General features: G+C 70.7%; 11 protein-coding genes. 9 read left to right on the top strand and 2 right to left on the bottom strand.

Features of this window, described 5'->3' with window-relative positions; translation table 11 throughout:
• Positions 1 to 87 precede the first annotated feature (87 nt).
• Positions 88 to 2,514: a LamG-like jellyroll fold domain-containing protein gene (locus WME89_RS26025; RefSeq protein WP_438011776.1), complete on the bottom strand. Its 2,427-nt coding sequence runs from the start codon at positions 2,512 to 2,514 to the stop codon at positions 88 to 90.
• 678 nt (positions 2,515 to 3,192) lie between these two features.
• Here WME89_RS26025 and WME89_RS26020 point away from each other — a divergent pair.
• Entirely contained in the window at positions 3,193 to 4,641 is a 1,449-nt protein-coding gene (locus WME89_RS26020; RefSeq protein ID WP_438011775.1) for a B12-binding domain-containing radical SAM protein, read from the top strand.
• 83 nt (positions 4,642 to 4,724) lie between these two features.
• On the opposite strand, the gene WME89_RS26015 is transcribed toward WME89_RS26020, so the two are convergent.
• The gene (locus tag WME89_RS26015; protein WP_438011774.1) at positions 4,725 to 5,438 is read right to left on the bottom strand and encodes a YsnF/AvaK domain-containing protein; all 714 of its coding nucleotides are present in this window, start codon (positions 5,436 to 5,438) and stop codon (positions 4,725 to 4,727) included.
• Between the two features lie 538 nt (positions 5,439 to 5,976).
• Between WME89_RS26015 and WME89_RS26010 the strand changes: the two genes are divergently transcribed.
• The 8 genes from WME89_RS26010 to WME89_RS25975 all read left to right on the top strand — a co-directional run bounded on the left by WME89_RS26010 (position 5,977) and on the right by WME89_RS25975 (position 15,875).
• Positions 5,977 to 6,426 carry a hypothetical protein gene (locus WME89_RS26010; protein WP_438011773.1) on the top strand — a complete coding sequence of 150 codons (450 nt, stop codon included), beginning with the start codon at positions 5,977 to 5,979 and terminating at the stop codon, positions 6,424 to 6,426.
• Positions 6,427 to 6,726: 300 nt separating this feature from the next.
• Positions 6,727 to 8,190 (top strand): glucuronate isomerase, encoded by a 1,464-nt coding sequence (uxaC, locus tag WME89_RS26005; protein WP_438011772.1) that lies wholly within the window; start codon positions 6,727 to 6,729, stop codon positions 8,188 to 8,190.
• A 17-nt stretch (positions 8,191 to 8,207) separates the two neighbouring features.
• Entirely contained in the window at positions 8,208 to 9,053 is an 846-nt protein-coding gene (gene kduI, locus WME89_RS26000) for a 5-dehydro-4-deoxy-D-glucuronate isomerase (protein ID WP_438011970.1), read from the top strand.
• A gap of 307 nt (positions 9,054 to 9,360) precedes the next feature.
• Positions 9,361 to 11,007, top strand: coding sequence for a serine/threonine-protein kinase (locus WME89_RS25995; protein WP_438011771.1), 1,647 nt, complete (start codon positions 9,361 to 9,363; stop codon positions 11,005 to 11,007).
• On the top strand, positions 11,004 to 12,344 hold the full coding sequence (locus tag WME89_RS25990) for an arabinan endo-1,5-alpha-L-arabinosidase (protein ID WP_438011770.1): 1,341 nt from the start codon (positions 11,004 to 11,006) through the stop codon (positions 12,342 to 12,344). Before WME89_RS25995 ends, WME89_RS25990 begins: the two co-directional genes overlap by 4 nt.
• A 151-nt stretch (positions 12,345 to 12,495) precedes the next feature.
• Positions 12,496 to 13,506, top strand: coding sequence for a LamG domain-containing protein (locus WME89_RS25985; protein WP_438011769.1), 1,011 nt, complete (start codon positions 12,496 to 12,498; stop codon positions 13,504 to 13,506).
• 119 nt (positions 13,507 to 13,625) lie between these two features.
• Positions 13,626 to 14,519, top strand: a complete 894-nt coding sequence (locus tag WME89_RS25980) for a hypothetical protein (protein ID WP_438011768.1) — start codon at positions 13,626 to 13,628, stop codon at positions 14,517 to 14,519.
• A 165-nt stretch (positions 14,520 to 14,684) separates the two neighbouring features.
• A complete protein-coding gene (locus WME89_RS25975) occupies positions 14,685 to 15,875 on the top strand; it encodes a LamG domain-containing protein (protein ID WP_438011767.1) in 1,191 nt (396 codons plus the stop codon).
• Positions 15,876 to 16,070: the final 195 nt, after the last annotated feature.

Here is a 16,070-nt window from a genome sequence, read left to right as displayed (position 1 = left end):
ATACGCCCCGCGCCGGGGGGCCGCAACCGCGGAGCCACCCCCCGGCGCTGATCTGCGGCTGGATCGAGGGCGGTGGTCTGCCGGGGATCAGTGAACGCGCCCGATGCCGCGGCGGACGAACGCCGAGCGGCCGGTGGCCACGCCGGCCCGCGCCGCGGTCGCGGCGCCCGCGGAGGCCGGGGCGGGCTCGCAGACCAGCGCCTTCAGATCCAGGTTGCGGCGCGCGAGGTCGTTCAGGTTGCGCACCTCGCCGGTCACCGGATCAGGGATCTCGATGCCGGTCATGAAGCCGGACAGCGTCCCCTCGTTCCCGGGCGCCCTCACGTTCACGTGCAGGAACCCCGTCCCGGTCTCCGCCCCGCCGTGGCACCCGTTGCATGTGTTGAGCGAGAACTTGTGCCGCGCCTCGTTGTCGAGGATGCCTGGAGCGGTCCACGCCGTGAGGTTGTTGAGCGACGAGCCGCCCAGGAACGGGCTCCCATCGAACGTGTCGGGCACCGTGTGCTGCTCCGCGATGATCGCGGCCTCGTTCTGGTTCACGAAGGCCGCGAGCGTGGCCGTCCCGTCGAGGCTCAGATCCGGCGTCAGCTTGACCGTCTCCGGGCGCAGGAAGCCGGTCTCCGGCGAGAGGACGAACTCGCGCAGCTCCCACGGCCCCGCCAGCGCGATCTCGTTCGTGCGGAGCTGCCCCAGGGAGCTCCCGTTCGGCTTGCCGGGCGCGGCGTTCCGGCCCGCGAAGCGCGTGGTGATCTCCTGGAGCGCGGCGTTGTACTGCTCGGACGGGAAGGGCAGGCTGCCGAGCGCGTGCCACGCGTTCGCCCAGTCGAGCACGTCGGCCTCGGTGGACGCGGGGAGCTTGTACTCCAGGATCAAGGTGAACTGCTGCGCGAAGCCCTGGCTGAAGACGCCGAACACGAACCGCCCCTCGCCGGCGTGGCCGTCGGCCAGGTTCCTCACGTCGATCCTGTTGACGATGCCGAGCAGCATCAGCGGCGCCTGCCGGAGGTCGAGCGACCCGTCAGGGCTCCTCGGCCACTCGTCGAGCACGACCTGTTGAATCGTCGGGCGCGCCGGCACCGTGAAGCCGTTCACGACCTGATCGGTCAGCCAGGTGCTGAAGAGCTGCTCGACCATCGCCGGCGCGTCGGCCGGCGTGGGCGCCATGTCCTCCATGAGCCGCGCGAACGTCCAGGCGCCCGTCCGGGGATCGCCGACCGGCCCATTGAACGTCGTGCGGATGGGATCTTCGACAACGCTGAGGTGCTTCACGAAGATCTCGCGGCCCGTCCGGACGAAGCAGCCCGCCGGCTCGGCCAGCTCGTAGACGAGGTCCCCTGACGCGACGAAGAAGTTATCGGGCGAGTCGGGGTTGATCACGGAGTACGGGAGCCGATAGACGCCGGGGTCCACGGCCAGGTTGCCGGTCACGGTGACGGGGAACGTCGCCGTGCTCCCGGGGGCGACGCCAGGGATGGACGAGATGTCCTGGGAGAACTTGATCCCCGGCTGGGTGGTAACATTGAGGGCGTAGTTCCGGGCGCTGCACGTGCTTGTATCGTTGTTGGTGACCGCGACCTGGTACGTCACCGGCGTGTCGGGGGCGACGGGGCCGCTGCTCTCCGGCGTGACGACGACCGTGGCGGGGTGCCTGAGGCAGGTGAGCTGGGCGATGTCGGCGTCGGTCAGCGGGCTGGCGGAGAGCCAGACCTGGTCGATGAGGCCCGTGAAGCGCTGCCGCTGCGGGTTGTTGCCGATATGGATGGGCGCGTTGATGTCGCGGATCGCGCCCGTCGCGCTGACCTGGCCCACCTGCTGGCCGTTGAGGAAGAGCCGCACGAGCCTGCCGTCGTAGACGCCCGCGACGTGCGTCCACACGTTGGCCTGGATCGGGGCGCGCGAGGTGACCGTCTGCCCGTTGCTCAGGGTGACGGCGAACCTCGCCTCGTTGCTCTGGACGACGAGCGAGAAGCTCGAGCTGCCGGTGTTCCGCTCCTGCACGATCGTCCGCGCCGCCGACCCGGACACCGACGTGGGGTTGACCCACGCGGCGACCGCGAGGTTCTGCCCGAACGTGAAGCGGGGAGCGTCGTTGACCGTGACGGTGTCGTTGCTGTTGTCGAAGGCGATACCGAGGCCTTTGATGCCCTGCGCGCAGGCCGCTCCGGCCGAGCGGGTGGCCGCCGAGCCGTTGTCCGACGAGTCGAGCAGCTCGGTCGTCGAGCCGTCGCAATCGTCGAACTGCCAGGAGCCGAGCGCCGCCGGGCCTGCCGCGGGCGGGGCGACCGGGCCGGCTCCGCTGTCGTCGCCAGCGCCAGCGCCGGACACGCTGCCCGCGATCGCCGAGCCAATCGGCTCGTCGGCCTCGTCGAGCGCGAGCCCCGTATCACCGAATGAGCCTTCACCGACGCCGTGGCTTCCGCAGGCGGCGGCGCCGAGGGCGAGCAGGGCGAGGACCGCAGCCGAGCTGGTCTTGGTCGCAAGAGGATGGGCGAAGCCGAAGGAGAGATTCCGCATTGACGTTCTCGTTGGGTGAGAGTTGACGCGGGCGCCGGCCGAGCGCCGGCCGAGCGCAGCGCGCGCTGCGAGCGGTGACGCGAGCAGGTGCCCGTCTGGCTCGATCGGGCTGTTCGGATCTGGGCGCTTTGCGAATCGTGAGCGCAAATGTCGGCCGCAGCCGCGCTGACATCGAGCGCTTCCGCCTGGCAGCTCGCGCTCCAGGTGACCGACGACCGCAGCTTCCTTAGCTAGCTGAGCTGCTCAATTCAATGTTCCAGCACTCCTGGAGCAAGAACCTGACGTTTTTAACGAACCTTTACAAAGTCCAGTCAGGTGAGCCAACGTCTAGTCGCGAAACGGTGCTCTTCCAGCTCATATCGATCATGTGGCTCATGCGATCAATTCATCTTGGCTCGCTCCGGCATGGCGTCTCTCCGCCGACGCCGCGCTGGTGGCGGAGGAGGGGGCCGCGCGGCGGCGGCCGGGCGGCGCGGCGCGCGCGGTACCCCGGTAGCGAGCCTCTGCCTTCCGGGACGCTCGTTCCTCGGCTCCCGCACGCGCCCACCACCGTCCTTCCACGGTAGCTCCTCCCGCTTCTGGAATCGACAACGGCCGACTTCCGTTATTCTGAGCGCGTCTCATCGAGTCTCCGTGCGGGCCCGGCCCGATGAGGCGCATGATCCCGAGGAGGCGCTCATGAAGGTGAGGATTGTCGTGAGTTACGTCCCCCGCTATCGCAGGGGGCACCACTTCCACTTCGTCCCGCCGGTCACCGGGATCCACCTCGCGGCGATCACCCCGCCGGAGCACGAGGTCGAGCTCTTCCACGAGCAGGTGCGCCCTGTCCCTGTCGACGCGGCGCCGGACGTCGTCGCGCTCTCTTTCTTCTCCGGCTTCGCGCGCCGCGCCTACGCGCTCGCCGATCGCTACCGCGCCCTCGGGGTGCGCGTCGTCGCTGGCGGGCCGCATGTCTCGTACTGGATCGAAGAGGCGCTCCAGCACGTGGACGTGGTGGTCACCGGGGAGGCCGAGACGGTCTGGCCCAGCGTCCTGCGCGATCTCGAGCGAGGCACGCAGCGCCGCGTCTATCACGGCGAGCCGGCCTCGCTCGCCGGGCTGCCGACCCCTCGCTACGATCTGCTCGAGGGCCGCTTCCTCGTCCCCCGCGTGCTCCAGGCGACGCGCGGCTGCCCGTTCACGTGCAGCTTCTGCACGGTGCCCGACCTCAACCCCGGCTTCCGCGTGCGCCCCGTCGACGAGGTGATCCGCGACATCGCCGCCACGCATTTCCCCCGCTTCTGGCAGGAGAAGGTCGCCTGGTTCTGGGACGACAACCTGCTGGTCCAGCGCCGCTGGGCCAAGGAGCTCCTGCGCGAGCTCGCCGGGCTCGATCGCTGGTGGCTGACGCAGGCCTCCATCGATATCGTCAAGGACCGGGAGCTCCTCGACGCGATGGAGCGGTCCGGCTGTATCGGCATCTTCCTCGGCATCGAGAGCCTCGACGAGGCCGATCTGAAGAGCGTCGACAAGCGCCAGAACCGCGTGCGCGAGTACCGCGAGGCCATCCGCAAGCTGCACGATCGCGGCATCTGCGTGATGGCAGGGTTCATCTCGGGCTTCGACGATCAGACGCCGGAGGTCATCGCCTCCACGGCCGATCGGCTGAACGAGATCGGCGTCGACGTCCCGTTCCTGAGCATCCTCACGCCGTTCCGGGGCACGCCGCTGTACGACGAGCACCGGCGGGACGGGCGGATCCTGGAAGAGCGCGACTGGCCCCATTACAGCGGCTACGGGGTCGCCTTCCGGCCGGCGCGCATGTCCCCCGAGCAGCTCCTCGCCGCCCACCGCCAGATGTGGAATCGCGCCTTCGGCCCCGCGGCGGTGCTCGAGCGCCTCGCGCGCGGCGCGCTGTCGCTGAGCCGCGGCGCCATGATGCTGTCGGCGACGATGAACGGCTTTTACGGCCTGAAGCAGCTCACCGGCAACGAGCCGGCCGCGCCGCCGCTCGAGCCGCGGGGGACGATCCGGCACCCCGCGCCCGGGGACGCCCCGGCCCGGCTCTCGCGCCTCGGCCTGAAGCGGGCGGAGGCCGTCGTCGTCGACCCGGAAGGGCCACACGACGCCGTCACCTCGCCGGAGTGACACGCAGATGTTCGTGGAACATCCTGCTGGGGATGCCCTCGGCGTCAGGTCCGCGTCGCCGATCGTGGACCGGCGATGGGCGCTCAGCGCCTCCTGCCGCCTGTCCCGGTCGCCCGTTCCGGCGGCGCTTCCTCGGGCGCCGTCGCCGTCGGCTCACCAGCGGCGCGCTGGCGCGGCGGCTCGTCGTCGGTCCGGACGTCGGCCGTCTCGCGGCGCACGGTGGCCCGCGCCGTCTCCTGGCCGTGCACCACCTCCTTGCCGATGCGGAGCTCTTCCTTCACCACGGGCTGCGTCGAGACCTCCACGCGCTCCTCGCGGATCGGGATGCTGAGCGACCCCTCCTCGAACATGGTGCCGGCGGCGGCCGGCCGCTCCTCGCTCACCGGGACGCGCTCGACGTGCACCACCTCGCGCGCCACGGGGACGGTGACCTGCTTCTCCTCGGTGATCACCTCTTTCGTGACCTGGACCCGGCCGACCTCCTGCACGGTCTTCCCGACGACGATCTCCTCTTCCGCCAGCGGCACGCGGATCTCCTCGCCCTGGTCGATCGCGGCGCCGGCCTCGCGCGCCTGCCCTCGGGCCGCGGCGAGCTGATCGCGAGCGTGCGTGAGGATGACCTCCCCTGCCCGGATGCCGGCCACCTCGTCGTAGCGCACCGCATACTCCTTCGGGAAGAAGAAGCCCTTTTCGATCTCGAATCGGTCCTCGTCGAGCCTCACCACTTCGCCCAGCTTCTCGCCGTCCGAGCTCCGGACGACCATCCCACGCTTGATCTCCTCATGTGTGACCATCATGCACCTCCGACCGGGCTCTTCCGGTCCGTGCATCAGAGCGGCGGCGTCTCAGGCACCTTGTCTCACGTCGAGGGCGCCGGCCGCCGTCGCTCCCTCCGATGCTCCCCCCCCACGCTCCCCCTGTACTCCCTCCTTGTGCTCCCTCCTTGTGCATATGCAATTCGTACACCTGCGCTCTCGATGTCGAGCTCGCCCGGAGGTCGCCGAGCCAATCGCGCTTCGGCGAGCCGCCGCGTCCAGACGACGCCATGTCGTGAGCTGCCTGCCCCGGCCGGCGCTCGTCGCGCCGCTCGCGCGGCCCGCCCGTCAGCGGATCGCTGCAGGTCGGAGCGAGCGTTGCCCGGTCGTGCAACCGCTCGTCTCGTCGCCACCCGGTTCACATGCCATCCCGGCACAACGCTTGCTGAAACCGCATGAACGAACACGGCGAGGAACCACCATGAAACGGCCGGGCGGCTGCGGTGCCGGCCAGCCGGGAGTCGATGTCGAGGTGGGCCACGGATCCGCCGTGGAGCAGAAAGGCGAGTGAGGTGGCGATATGAAACACGTTGACGCGAGACGACCCTCCGGCCGCCGGACAGGGCTCCTGCTCGGTCTCCTCGCGAGCATGGCGCTCGCAGGCTGCGGCGGCCCGAGCGAGCGGGTCGTCCAGGGCACGCAGCTCGCGCCCGGCACCGATGCGCACATCACCGCCGACATCAACTCCGACGCCGCGACCACACGACTGGCGGTGGACGTCGTCCACCTCGCGCCGCCCGAGCGGATCCAGGCAGGCAGCAAGCATTTCGTCGTCTGGCAGCGCCCGAGCTCCGAGATCCCCTGGCGGCGGGTCGGAGTGCTCGACTACGACGCTGGAAACCGGGGCGGCAAGCTGGTCGAAACCACGGTGCCCTATGCGAGCTTCGAGCTGCTCATCACCGTCGAGCAGCAGATGAGCCCTCAATTCCCATCGTCCGCCGCCGTCATCGGGCCGACGTCCGTGGAGTAGTGGAGAGGGCGGAGAGGGGAGAGGCCGCGCTCGGGGCGCGCGCAGCGCCGGCACCTGCAGGCGCCCGACCGGGAGCTGGGTCACTGGTCGGCGCCATTCCAAGGGTTTCTCGTGCCCCGGGCCCCGGCTCTGTCAACCGCGACTGTCAACCCGCGCGCACCACGGTTGACAGATCGACCCGGTTTTCATATGCCAACACAAGAAAATTCCTGCCCCTCGGTCTCGTGAAGCGTCTCGTCGCGCCGGTCCGGCGCGTCGCATGGCGCTGGCTCGCGGCGTGCAGGCGCAGGCGGAAGACAGATGCCCAGGCCGCTGACGCTGCACGAAGACCGTCTGTTCCCGGCCGATGCCAAGACGCGCCCCATCGCGCGCCGCCTCCACGCCGAGGTGAAGGGGCTGCCGATCATCAGCCCGCACGGCCACACCGACCCGGCGTGGTTCGCCGGCAACGCGCCGTTCCCCAGCGCCACCGAGCTGCTGCTCGCGCCCGATCACTACCTCTACCGGATGCTCTACTCGCAGGGCGTGCGCCTGGAGAGCCTCGGCGTGCCGTCGCGCTCGGGGCCCTCGAGCGCCGACCCGCGGATGGCGTGGCGCACCTTCGCCGCCCACTGGAAGCTCTTCCGCGGCACGCCGTCGTCCCTGTGGCTGACCCACGTCTTCGTGGAGGTGTTCGGCCTCGACGTGGCGCTCTCGCCGGCGACGGCGGACCTCTACTTCGACACGATCAACGCGAAGCTCGCGACGGACGCGTTCCGGCCGAGGGCGCTCTTCGAGCGGTTCAACATCGAGGCGCTCGCCACCACCGAGAGCCCGTCGGACACCCTCGAGCACCACCGGGCGATCCGCGCCAGCGGCTGGGCCGGCCGGGTGATCACCGCCTACCGCCCGGACCCCGTGATCGACGCCGAGCACGAGGACTTCGCCACGGCCATGGAGCGCTTCGCCACGCTGTCGGGCGAGGACGTGACCACCTGGCGCGGCTACCTGGAGGCGCACCGCGTCCGGCGCGCGGCGTTCAAGGAAGCGGGCGCCACCTCCACCGACCACGGCCACCCCACGGCCCGCACCGCCGACCTGACGGCCGCCGAGGCAGAGGCGCTGTTCCAGGTGGTCGTCTCCGGCAAGGCCACGCCCGAGCAGGCCGAGCTCTTCCGCGCGCAGATGCTCACCGAGATGGCGAGGATGAGCCTCGACGACGGCCTGGTCATGCAGCTCCACCCGGGCTCGTTTCGCAACCACAACGCCTGGCTCCACGCGCGCTTCGGCCGCGACAAGGGCGCCGACATCCCCACGCCCACCGATTACGTGCGGGCGCTCAAGCCGCTCCTGGACAGGTACGGCAACGAGCGCGACCTCAGCCTCATCGTGTTCACGCTGGACGAGAGCGCCTACGCGCGCGAGCTCGCCCCGCTCGCCGGCCATTACCCGATCCTGAAGCTGGGCCCGGCCTGGTGGTTCCACGACAGCCCCGAGGGCATGCGCCGCTTCCGCGAGCAGACCACCGAGACCGCCGGCTTCTACAACACGGTGGGCTTCAACGACGACACGCGGGCCTTCCTGTCCATCCCGGCCCGCCACGACGTCGCCCGCCGGGTGGACGCCGGCTTCCTCGCCCGCCTCGTCGTCGAGCACCGCCTGGACGAGGACGACGCCAGAGACCTCCTCGTCGATCTCACCTACAACCTGCCCAGGCAGGCTTACCGGCTGGATTGCAGCCAGCCCGGGAGGCCTGTCCCTGGCGCCCGAGAGCACTCCCCTTGACCACGGAACGACAGAGCATGTTCAACAAGACCTACCAGGCCACGCATCCGGACATGATGAAGGGCGCGGACAACCAGGCGCTCCGCGACCGCTATCTCGTGCAAGGCCTCTTCGTTCCCGGCCAGATCAACCTGAACTACAGCCACAACGAGCGCTTCGTCATCGGCGGCGCGACGCCCGCGAAGGAGACCCTGAGGCTGCCGGTCCAGACCGAGCCGAAGGGCTCGAAGGGCCGCCCCTTCCTGGAGCGCCGCGAGCTCGGGATCGTCAACGTGGGCGGCGCCGGCCGCGTGACCGTCGACGGCCAGGCCCACGACCTGAAGCCCCGCGACGGCCTCTACGTGCCCATGGGCGCGACGGACGTGACGTTCGACAGCGCGGACGCCGCGTCGCCGGCGCGGTTCTACCTGGCCAGCCTGCCGGCCCACACGGCCTTCCCGTTGAAGAAGATCTCCATCGACCAGGCCAATCCGCTGGAGCGCGGCTCGCCCGAGCAGTCCAACGAGCGGACCATCTACCAGTACATCATCCCGGGCGTCTGCCAGTCGGCGCAGCTGCTGCTGGGCGTGACGTTCCTGAAGCCGGGCAGCGTCTGGAACACGATGCCGCCGCACCTGCACGATCGCCGGTCGGAGGTCTACCTCTACTTCGACCTGGCAGGCGAACACCGCGTGTTCCACTTCATGGGCCAGCCCGACTCCATGCGCCACATCGTGGTCGGCGACGGCGAGGCGGTGATCTCGCCGCCGTGGTCCATCCACATGGGCGCGGGCACCTCGAACTACGGCTTCATCTGGACCATGGGCGGGGAGAACGTCGACTACACCGACATGAACGTCCTCGATGTCTGCCAGCTGAAGTAGGGCGGCTCGGGCGCAGCCCAGATCCGGGAGGCGCCGCGCGCTCGGCGGTCGAGGGCATCGATCGCGGCGTCGCTTTGGAACTTGCAAATTTCCTGAATGTATGCCGGCTTGCGCTTCGCAATGCGCGCCGCATCGCGCGCACGCCGGGGCTCGGGCGTAGGCCCTGCTGGCGGGACGTCGCTGCGACACCATCGCACCCGCGCTTCCTCGGGGGAGGCGGAGTAAAGCAGCGGCGCACGGTCGGGGGCTCGAGACCGCGCTGAATCCGTCTGGTCTCGGCCGTTTTCTTCGTGCCATCATCGGACAGATGAACGTGGATAGGTCCAGCGCCGCGCCCGAGGCTGGGCATCATCTCCTGCTCGAGCTCGGGCGGGGAGGGACCGCGCAGGTCTTCCTCGCCGTGCAGAGCGGCGCGGAGGGCGTGGACAAGCTCGTCGTCCTGAAGTTTCTCAGGCCCGACCTGCTGGACAACCCCGAGATGCGGGAGATGTTCATCAACGAGGCGCGGTTCTCCGCTCGCTTGAACCACGCGAACATCGTCCAGACGAGCGCGATCGTCCAGACGCCCCGCGGGGCCGCCATCGTGCTGGAGTACCTCGAGGGCCAGCCGCTCTCGGCGATCCGGTCGCGCGCGCGCACGAAGCTCCCGCTGGAGATGCACCTCCGGATCATCGTCGACGTGCTCCGCGCCCTCCATTACGCGCACGAGCTCACCGGCTTCGATGGCGAGCCGCTCGACGTCGTGCACCGCGACGTCTCGCCGCACAACGTCTTCGTGACCTACGATGGCCACGTCAAGCTCATCGACTTCGGCATCGCCAAGCTCATGGGCGGGGGGGTCGAGACGGCGACGGGGGTGATCAAGGGCAAGATCGGGTACATGCCGGCCGAGCAGATCGAGGGGAACCACATCGATCGGCGCGCGGATCTCTATGCGGTGGGGGTGATGCTCTGGGAGGCCGCGACCGGCGAGCGGATGTGGAAGGGGATGGCCGACGTCGCCATCATGAACCAGGTCTTGAACGCGAACATCCGGCGGCCGCGCGAGGCCAACCCCGACGTGCCCGAGGAGCTCGAGCGCATCATCCTCAAGGCATTGTCGTTCGCGCCGGAGGCTCGCCACGCCACGGCGCTCGAGCTCGAGGCCGAGCTCGAGGCGTTCATCGGCGGGATGACGCCCGTGACGAGCCGCGACATCGGCAGGTTCGTCGCGCGCGAGTTCGAGGAGGTCCGCGCGGAGACGAGGCGCATCATCGGCCGTGAGATGAAGCGCCGGGCGTCCATGGCGCGCTCGTCCGCGCCGCCCGACGCCGTGCTGCCGCCGCCGCCGCAGATGCCGCAATCGCTCGCGCCCGCCGGCTATACCACGACGACGGGCTCGACGCCGAGGAGCACGGAAGCGCAAGGGCCGGCGCCGCGCCCGTGGCTGAAGGGGGCTCTCCGCTCGCTCGTCATCGTGGCCGTGCTGGCGATCGGCTGCGGCGTCGTGCTGGGCGCCATCGCCCGTTCCTCGCGCTCCACGCGCTCGTCCGAGGGCGCCGCTGCCTCGGCGGCGGTGCCGCAGCCGTCGCCCGTGCCGGCGGCGCCCGCCGCTGCGCCTGCGCCTGACGATGCGGCGCCTCCGCCGGGGGAGGGAGCGGTCCCGCCGCCGGGCTCCGTGGTCGTCGCGGCGGCGGCTGCGCCATCGGCGAGGCAGGCCGAGCCGCCTGCGACGCCGGGCGCGGCGGCGGCGAGGCCGGGCGTGCCGGCGGCGAAGCCGGGCGCGGCGGCTGCGAAGCCGGGCGCGGCGGCCGCGAAGCCGGGCGCTCCGGCCGGGCGCGAGGCCGCCGTGCCCTCGGCGCCGCCGCCCGAGCCCACACCCACCGCGCCGGCCAGCCCGCCGAGCGTGCGATGCGACCCGCCGTACACCATCGACGCCGAGGGGATCAAGCGCTTCAAGGTCGAGTGCATGTGAGATCGCGAGTCGACACGACCACGAGCACGGGGGCGCTCTCCGCGCTGGCCCTGACCGTGATGAGCGGTTGCGGGACAGGCGGAGACACCGGGGCACAGGGCGGCGACGGCAGGCCGGTGGCGGCGACCGTGTCGAGCGGTCCCTGGGAGGGCGCCGGGAGCGCGGGCGGTGGGGGCGAGGGCGCTGCTGCGGGCACCGGAGGAGCGGGGACCTCTGCGGGCTCCGGGGGCGCGGGCACCGACGGAATGGGGACAGCTGCGGGCACCGGCGGAATGGACGCTGCTGCGGGCTCCGGCGGAATGGACGCTGCTGCGGGCACCGGCGGAATGGGGACCTCTGCGGGCACCGGCGGAATGGGGACCTCTGCGGGCACCGGCGGAATGGACGCTGCTGCGGGCTCCGGCGGGGCGGGGGGTGGCGGTGGTCCCTCCATCGGGACGGACCCACTTCCGGTCGCGCTCGCCCTCAGCGGAGACATCCAGGGAGTGCACGACCCGTCGATCGTCCGGGAAGGGGAGCTGTATCACGTCTTCTCCACCGGCCCCGGGATCGCGATCCGGACCTCGGCGGACCTCGTGCACTGGAGCCTCGCCGGCGCCGTGTTCAGCGCCACGCCCGAATGGGTCGCGAGCGCGGTGGGGGCCGTCGACGCGCTCTGGGCGCCGGACATCTCGTACTGGGGCGGGCTCTATCATCTGTATTACGCGGCGTCGTTCTTCGGGACGAACCGCTCCTGCATCGGTCACGCGACAAGGGGCTCGCTCCAGGCCCCGGAGAGCCGCTGGCTCGATCACGGCGCCGTCGTCTGCAGCGAGGGCACCGATTACAATGCCATCGACCCGAACGTCGTGATCGACGAGCGGGGCACGCCCTGGCTCGTCTTCGGGAGCTTCTGGTCGGGGCTCAAGCTCATGCAGCTCACCCTCGCGGGCGCTCCCGTCGCCGGGACGCTCACGTCGATCGCCTCACGGCCGAGCACGGCGATCGAGGCGCCGTTCATCGTGAGGCGAGGCGAACATTATTACCTGTTTGCCTCGTTCGACACCTGCTGCACCGGCGCGAGCAGCACGTACAAGATCATGGTCGGTCGGTCCGAGGCGCTCGCCGGCCCTTACGTGGACAGGCTGGGGAACCGCATGCTCGACGGCGGCGGCTCGCGCGTGCTGACCAGCAGCGCGAGGTGGCGTGGGCCCGGCAGCAACGGCTTGCTCCGAGCTGGTGAGTCCTGGTACAACATCTACCATTCCTATGACGCCGACGCGGACGGCATGTCGGTCCTGCGCATCGCCGAGCTGAGCTGGGACACCGGCGGCTGGCCGGAGTCCGGCGGGCCGTGAGCCGGCATGCTGGGGTGGCCCATGCGTCGGTCCGATGCGGGAACCCGGCTCTTTCCCCTATACTCCGGCGGCGGCCGTGGTCCTCGAGCCACGACAGCTGCATCGCACGCGGTCGGGAGACACGTCAATCTTGGTGAGAGGTGACATGAACATGGCAGGTCATGGAAGGATGCTGGCCAGCCCTGCGGCACGTCGTCCGGCGGCGCGCGCGCTCCTGACGATCGCTCCCCTTTTCCTCGGGGCATGCTCGCTCGAGAGCCTGTCCTATCTCCAGGAGGAGAACACGGGCGGCGGAGGCGGCGCTGCGACGCAGAGCTCCAGCGAGAGCGCCAGCAGCTCGGGAGGCGGCGCCGGCGCCGGAGGTGCGGGGAGCGAGGGCGGCGGCGGGGGCACCGGCGGTGTCGGAGGCGTGGGCGGTGTCGGGGGCGCCGGAGGGGCCGGCGGCGAGGGCGGCGCCGGAGGAGCCGGCGGTCACGGCGGTGCTGGAGGCGCGGGGGGCGCCGGGGGCGGCCCCCTGGTCGAGCTCGAAAGGGGGCTCTTCCTGCACTACACGTTCGACGAGACCGAGGGAGGCATCGCGGCGGACGCTATGGGCGACATGTCGCATGACGGGGTGGTCCTCGGTGGAACGTGGGGGCCGGGGCACATCGGAAATGCGCTGTCCCTCTCGGGGGACGCGCAGTACGTGGAGGCCCCGCCTGGCATCTTGCAGACGCTCAACGAGATCACGGTGTCCCTGTGGGTCTCGCTCGACCGGCAGCTGGTGTGGCAGCGGATCTTCGATTTCGGATCCGGCGACGTGGCGTGGATCTACCTGTGCCCGAAGGCGGCGAATCCCGTGGGCCTCCGCTTCTCGGTGAACTCCCCTGCGGGCGTCGAGGAGTATACCCAGGACTGGACCATGCCGATCCAGGTGTGGACGCACGTCGCGGTGACGGCGAGCTTCAACCCGAGCCGCTCTTCGATTTACATCGACGGGGTCGAGGTGGCGAGCAGCGACAGCATACACACCAGGCCCTCGGAGCTGGGGAACACCACCCAGAACTTCATCGGTCGCTCTCAGTTCACGTCGGATCCCTACCTCAAGGGGAGCGTCGACGACTTCCGGATCTACGACCGCGCGCTCTCGGCGGCCGAGGTGGCGGCCCTCGCGGCGATGTGACGGGGCAGCGGGCCGCGCTCGCTGCGCCCGGCGCACCGCCGGAATCTTGCTCGACAGGCTGTCAGGTGCGAGTCTGCTGGACACGAGAGGAGCTCGGCGTGATGGCTGGGGAGACTGACATGCTGCGATTGGGGAGGCCTTCCGGGGTGGGGCGCGGCCGGGGCGCGGTGCTCGCGCTCGTGGCGACCTCCCTCTGGTCGAGCGCGGCCCTGGCGGACGAGCCCGCGGCGCCGGAGCAGGGGGCGGAGTCGGCTGTAGCGCAGTGTGTCGCGGCGCACGCCGAGGTGCAGAAGCTCCGGAAGAGCCACCAGCTGATCGAGGCAGGCCGCGCGCTGAAGGGCTGCGCGCGGTCGGAGTGCCCGGCTCCGGTCCTCCGCGATTGCGGGGCGTGGCTCGACGAGCTCGAGCAGGTGACGCCGTCGGTCGTCTTCAACGTGACGAGCGCCGGCGAGCAGGTCGTCGGCTCGAGGATCCTGGTCGACGGCCAGCCGGTGGAGCTTTCATCGAGCGGCGCGCCGCTCAGGCTCGACCCGGGGAAGCACACCTACCGTGTCGAGCACGACGGGTACAGGCCAGTGTCCAGGGAGCTCATCCTCTTCGAGGGGCAGCGCTTCTTGCAGCTGAGCGTCGCGCTCGAGCCCCTCGCGGACGCCCCGGACCCGAAGCCTCAGGCCCCCGCGATGGAGACCTACCGTCCGGTGCCGGCGCTGACCTATGTGCTGGCGGGCGTGGGGGTCGCGGGCGCGGCGAGCTTCGCTGTGTGGGGGACGGTGGGCCGGTCCGAGCAGGACGACCTCGAACAAACCTGCAGGCCGAGGTGCAGGGACAGCGATCTGGCCGGTGTGCGTACGAAGTACCTGATCGCCGACATCTCTCTGGGTGTAGGCGCAGCAGCGTTCGTGGGCGCCGCGCTGACGTACCTGCTCCGCCCCACGAAGGAGAGGCCGGTCGTCGTGTCCGTGGAGCCGAGCCGGACCGGTGTGTATGGTACCGTGTCGTTCCGTGGCATGTGAGCTGGTTTCATCTCTGGAACGGGCTCTGGGATCCTTTTGATTCGAGGGTCGCCCTCGCCGGCGCGACCTGCTCAGCTCCACAACCAGATCGAGCACCGTCGGACCGTTCCCCGATGCTCGACGAATCGGCGTTCATTGGAGGATGCTATGAGAGAGGCATCGATCTTGTCGGGTAGTCTCGGCGCTGCGCTGCTCGCGGCCCTCGTGCTCGGAACAGTCGCCAGCGGATGCGGCTCGGACGCCGAGGAGAACCCGGGGAGCGGCGGCAGCGCGGCGACGTCGGGTGGGGGCTCATCCACCAGCGGCAGCGGCAGCGCGACAAGCAGCGGCAGCGGCAGCACGACAAGCAGCGGCAGCGGCAGCGGCGGCGCGACCGGCAGCGGCGGCGCGACCGGCAGCGGCGGCGCGACCGGCAGCGGCGGCGCGACCGGCAGCGGCGGCGCGACCGGCAGCGGCGGCGCGACCGGCAGCGGCGGCGCGACCGGCAGCGGTGGCGAGGGCGGCAGCGGCGGTGCCACCGGTAGCAGCGGCAGTAGCGGCGCGACTGGCAGTGGCGGCGCGACTGGCAGCGGCGGCGCGACCGGCAGTGGCGGCGCGACCGGCAGCGGCGGCGCGACCGGCAGCGGCGGTGCAGGCGGCAGCGGCGGCGCCACTGGCAGCGGCGGTGCAGGCGGCAGCGGCGGCGCAGGTGGCACTGGCGGCGCTGGGCCGGATTCGACGCTCGTCGTGCACTATACGTTCGACGAGGAGGCCGGCCTCGTGGCCCACGACGCGTCGGGTAACGGGCATGACGCCACGCTCGTCGGGAGCGCCGGATGGACGACGACCGGGCGAACGGGCGGCGCGCTCAGCCTGCAGGGCGCTGACCCGTACGTCGATCTCCCCGACGGGCTCACCGACTCCCTCGACGATCTCACCATCGCGACCTGGGTCAGGCTGAGCAGCATCGACAGCTGGTCTCGCATCTTCGATTTTGGTGGCACTGGCTTCATGTATCTCACGCCGTCCGGCGACACCGGGGTCCCGCGCTTCTCGGTGTACGAGAACAGGATCGTGGACGACGCGCACGAGGCGACCGTGAGGGGCCCGAACCCGCTGCCCGTCGACGTCTGGAAGCATGTGGCGGTCACGATCGGGAGCGGCACGTACCAGATATGGGTCGATGGTGTATCCGTCGCCTCGACCACTCCGGTTCCTCCGGACGATGTGAAGCCGTCCCACCTCGCGCCCACGGCGAGCAACTACATCGGCAAGTCGCAGTTCCCGGATGCGTTGCTCAAGGGCTATATCGACGACTTCCGGATCTACGATCGCGCCCTCTCGGCCGACGAGATCGCGGCCCTGGCCGCGCCGTGATCGCGGTCCTGGCCGCGCTGTAGCCAGAGAGGACGTGCGAGGGCCGGCGGGATCCGTCAGGAGCTTCGCGCGCCGAGCGCCAGCGCAACGCTGGCTACCCATCACATCAGCGCCCCGGCGGCGCTCCAGTGGCGCAGCGGGCAACGCACCGACTGAACGGGCGGCCGGCCGAAAGGCCGCGTCGCCCGCACACGA

Source organism: Sorangium sp. So ce321, from assembly GCF_051530195.1.
GTDB lineage: Bacteria > Myxococcota_A > Polyangia > Polyangiales > Polyangiaceae > Sorangium.
This window is presented reverse-complemented; position numbering and strand designations above follow the sequence as displayed.

Excerpts from the sequence above, each read along its gene's own strand:
- WME89_RS26025 (WP_438011776.1), bottom strand. The coding sequence starts at position 2,514 with ATGCGGAATCTCTCCTTCGGCTTCGCCCATCCTCTTGCGACCAAGACC.
- WME89_RS26020 (WP_438011775.1), top strand. The coding sequence starts at position 3,193 with ATGAAGGTGAGGATTGTCGTGAGTTACGTCCCCCGCTATCGCAGGGGG.
- WME89_RS26015 (WP_438011774.1), bottom strand. The coding sequence starts at position 5,438 with ATGATGGTCACACATGAGGAGATCAAGCGTGGGATGGTCGTCCGGAGC.
- WME89_RS26010 (WP_438011773.1), top strand. The coding sequence starts at position 5,977 with ATGAAACACGTTGACGCGAGACGACCCTCCGGCCGCCGGACAGGGCTC.
- uxaC (WP_438011772.1), top strand. The coding sequence starts at position 6,727 with ATGCCCAGGCCGCTGACGCTGCACGAAGACCGTCTGTTCCCGGCCGAT.
- kduI (WP_438011970.1), top strand. The coding sequence starts at position 8,208 with ATGTTCAACAAGACCTACCAGGCCACGCATCCGGACATGATGAAGGGC.
- WME89_RS25995 (WP_438011771.1), top strand. The coding sequence starts at position 9,361 with ATGAACGTGGATAGGTCCAGCGCCGCGCCCGAGGCTGGGCATCATCTC.
- WME89_RS25985 (WP_438011769.1), top strand. The coding sequence starts at position 12,496 with ATGGCAGGTCATGGAAGGATGCTGGCCAGCCCTGCGGCACGTCGTCCG.
- WME89_RS25980 (WP_438011768.1), top strand. The coding sequence starts at position 13,626 with ATGCTGCGATTGGGGAGGCCTTCCGGGGTGGGGCGCGGCCGGGGCGCG.